Source organism: Prevotella sp. P3-122 (assembly GCF_002251365.1).
Lineage (GTDB): Bacteria > Bacteroidota > Bacteroidia > Bacteroidales > Bacteroidaceae > Prevotella.
In genome coordinates this window covers 1-2785 of the sequence record NZ_NPJH01000094.1, presented here as the reverse complement: position 1 = coordinate 2785, position 2785 = coordinate 1, and the positions used below count along the sequence as shown (strand labels likewise).

3 protein-coding genes and 1 pseudogene are annotated in these 2785 nt (G+C 32.8%); 1 reads left to right on the top strand and 3 read right to left on the bottom strand.

Annotated elements, in window-relative coordinates:
- Positions 1-240: 240 nt before the first annotated feature.
- The 3 genes from CIL02_RS15240 to CIL02_RS15230 form a co-directional block, all read right to left on the bottom strand.
- On the bottom strand, positions 241-903 hold the full coding sequence (locus CIL02_RS15240; protein ID WP_094403033.1) for a hypothetical protein: 663 nt from the start codon (positions 901-903) through the stop codon (positions 241-243).
- Positions 904-1023: 120 nt separating this feature from the next.
- On the bottom strand, positions 1024-1515 hold the full coding sequence (locus CIL02_RS15235; protein ID WP_094403031.1) for a hypothetical protein: 492 nt from the start codon (positions 1513-1515) through the stop codon (positions 1024-1026).
- A gap of 185 nt (positions 1516-1700) precedes the next feature.
- Positions 1701-2426: a hypothetical protein gene (locus CIL02_RS15230; RefSeq protein ID WP_094403029.1), complete on the bottom strand. Its 726-nt coding sequence runs from the start codon at positions 2424-2426 to the stop codon at positions 1701-1703.
- Positions 2427-2549: 123 nt separating this feature from the next.
- Between CIL02_RS15230 and CIL02_RS16570 the strand changes: the two are divergent.
- A pseudogene (locus tag CIL02_RS16570) lies at positions 2550-2785 on the top strand (IS982 family transposase); the annotation flags it as partial.

Here is a 2785-nt window from a genome sequence, read left to right as displayed (position 1 = left end):
CAAGGCGTCACGAGCAAAGACCGCAGTCTTTTCTATCATTGGCAGAGAGGTCAGACCCCAAGGTTATGTCTATGCACAAAGCGTTGAGTGTGAAGAGCCGTGTGAGGGGAGACTTTCACGCACGGTTTCTGTGAGAGGGTGAGGGTGAAACTCCCTCGCTCTACTCGACCCTGACCCTCAATTATTTAATAGTTTTAAATTATTGATAAATTCCTTTATACGGAGCTAATTCTCGTACCATTATTCTTGTTTTTTTAATTGTAAAAATAGAGGAAAAGCTAATAGTCTTTTAGGCAAATCACTTGTATATCCATATAACTTTCCATCATCGACATGATGCTGGCAAATTTTTCCATCGAAATCCACTATTATAGTGTCACAATGGATACCTAAATTTGCAGAAGCCATGTTAAAATCATCTTTCAATGTTGTCAATGCTATACATCTATTAATATCTTTTATTTCTATATTTTGTTTCTTATCTAATAAAAATGAAACTTTCACTTCTACATCAAATACAAAAGGAGAAAAGATTTCTATTCCCCAAATAGAATCTAAAGGAAATTTATTACGCATGTTATTCAATATAGTACAAATTGCATTTATACTTATGTTACTAACATATCCATGCTTATTTTTATTTCTTATATTCTTTGTGTATGCATTCGGGTAATAATCTACAGGTTCAACTCTAAGTATAGTTCCTTTTGATACTTTGAAAAATGCGAAACACATGTCTGATAAGACTTCATCCCCTTTAACATAAACACAAGTCATATTCCTATCATTTACAGTTGTCAATTCAATTTCTTTGCTGTTAATTTGCGTTTTATTTTCAGAGCAAGAACAAAATAACAGAAAGAAAAATATACAATTTAATTTTATGAGTGATAACATATCCATACTTTTCTTGTTTCTATTTTATACCGCATTTCCACAATTCTGTTTTTAGGTTTTTCTCCCATTCGTAATAGATAGTCTGGATCGTTTGGTGGGCATGCATCTTGATTAAATGATTTATCATCATTGTTTTTTTCGTTGCCTTTCCATTTTCTCCTTTATTTTCTCCTCGTAGAGTGTAATCAGCGTATCGAACTTAATGATTTCTTCATCCGTGGCATTTGTTGCCTCGAGGTAGTCGATATGGTTGCGTATCAAGTAGAATTCACTATTGGTCTTTATATATCCTCTGTCCTCAACCTTTTTCACCCTTTCCAATCGTTTCTTGTCAAAGTCACGTAAATCCTTGCCGCAAGCAGCACGAAGACGAGCATTGAGGATGGAGTATTCTTTGTCTGATGGAGATGGCTTTAATTCATTTACATATGAATACCATTCTTTTAATTTTTTTAAATTTCTATTTTTGTAGAATTTTAGGATATCAGATTTCATTTTTTCGAAATCCTTTTGAACTTCCAAGATTTCATTTTTATCAATGGTGTCATTAATAAAACAACTACATGCATAATCATACATGATTAAGCACCATTCTTTATAAAATTCTAATTCTTCCATTTTTTAATGTTTAAAAACCTGTATATAGCGCTATATTGCCGAAGTATTTGTTTGCTCTATCATGGAAATGTCTTCCTAATGGATTCTTTGCAGCAACTCCTCGTATCATCAAAACATCATTTCGTTTGACCTTTTGTCTCATGTATAACAAGTACTCTGTTTTTCTGTAGAGCATAACTTTAGTTTCAATGTTTCGAACCAACTTGGGCTTTAGGGCATCGTTTTACATCTACCCTCAGAGGCATGCATGTCAAGACACGTGGCAATTTCCCTATATAGCCATAATCAGCACCATTAATACGGCATCTTTTAGTGTCCATGTTTAAAATTTTACCATCATAATTTAAACCAATATTGTTAACTTCAATATTATATTTCTTCAAAACCGCATTCATTTTGTCTCTAAGATTTGTTTTGTTCATAAAATCCTTAACATGTTTATGGAAGTCCTCACATTTATGACCTTCAAAATCATTGGATATAGCAATTTCTATATCAAAGACATCTTCATTCATAAACGCTATTCCCCTTAATGAGTCAAAGTTTAACTCATCTTTCGCTAAACTTAAAAAAGTTGATAATCCTGCAACAAGCTCATCACTTATATGCCCTTTTCTGCAATCAAATGTTTTGTCTTTTAGCTTTTTTATAGTCCGTTTACAATCTACAGAATGTTCAGTATCTACGGAACCAATACCTATATCATAAGTCCCATCTTTGTACTTAAAAGTGTCGAAACTAATACTCGAGACAGTATCGCCCTTTATGAGGTAATATAATTTACCGCTGTAATCCCTGCATGAAACTGCTATTAGGCGAGTTTTACTTTGCTTGTTGTTATTAACGCACGAATTAGAAACTAAAAGCAATATTAAAATCAAGATGCTCTTAAATAATTTTGAAATAACCATATGCTTTATTTTTTTATTTAACGTGAGTTCGACGAAATATAAGTGCTTGAAAATTTGGTGATTAGCGAAAATTGTTATAACTTTATAGTGTTGAAATACAAAGAATTACAAACAACAATCGCTATGATCACCGAGGACAAAGTTAGAGAATTATTTTGTATTGCAGATGATTTTTGCAAGTTTTTTGATGCCATGATGGAAAAATATACACTGAAAGCAGATAAGAAACGGCAATATCACCGCAAGTCAACCATGTCAAAGGCAGAAATTATGGTAATCATGATACTGTTTCATGATTCAGGCTACCGTTGCCTGAAACATTTCTATATAGAAAAGGTATGCAGACATATGCGTCACCT

Excerpts from the sequence above, each read along its gene's own strand:
- CIL02_RS15235 (WP_094403031.1), bottom strand. The coding sequence starts at position 1,515 with ATGGAAGAATTAGAATTTTATAAAGAATGGTGCTTAATCATGTATGAT.
- CIL02_RS15230 (WP_094403029.1), bottom strand. The coding sequence starts at position 2,426 with ATGGTTATTTCAAAATTATTTAAGAGCATCTTGATTTTAATATTGCTT.
- CIL02_RS15240 (WP_094403033.1), bottom strand. The coding sequence starts at position 903 with ATGGATATGTTATCACTCATAAAATTAAATTGTATATTTTTCTTTCTG.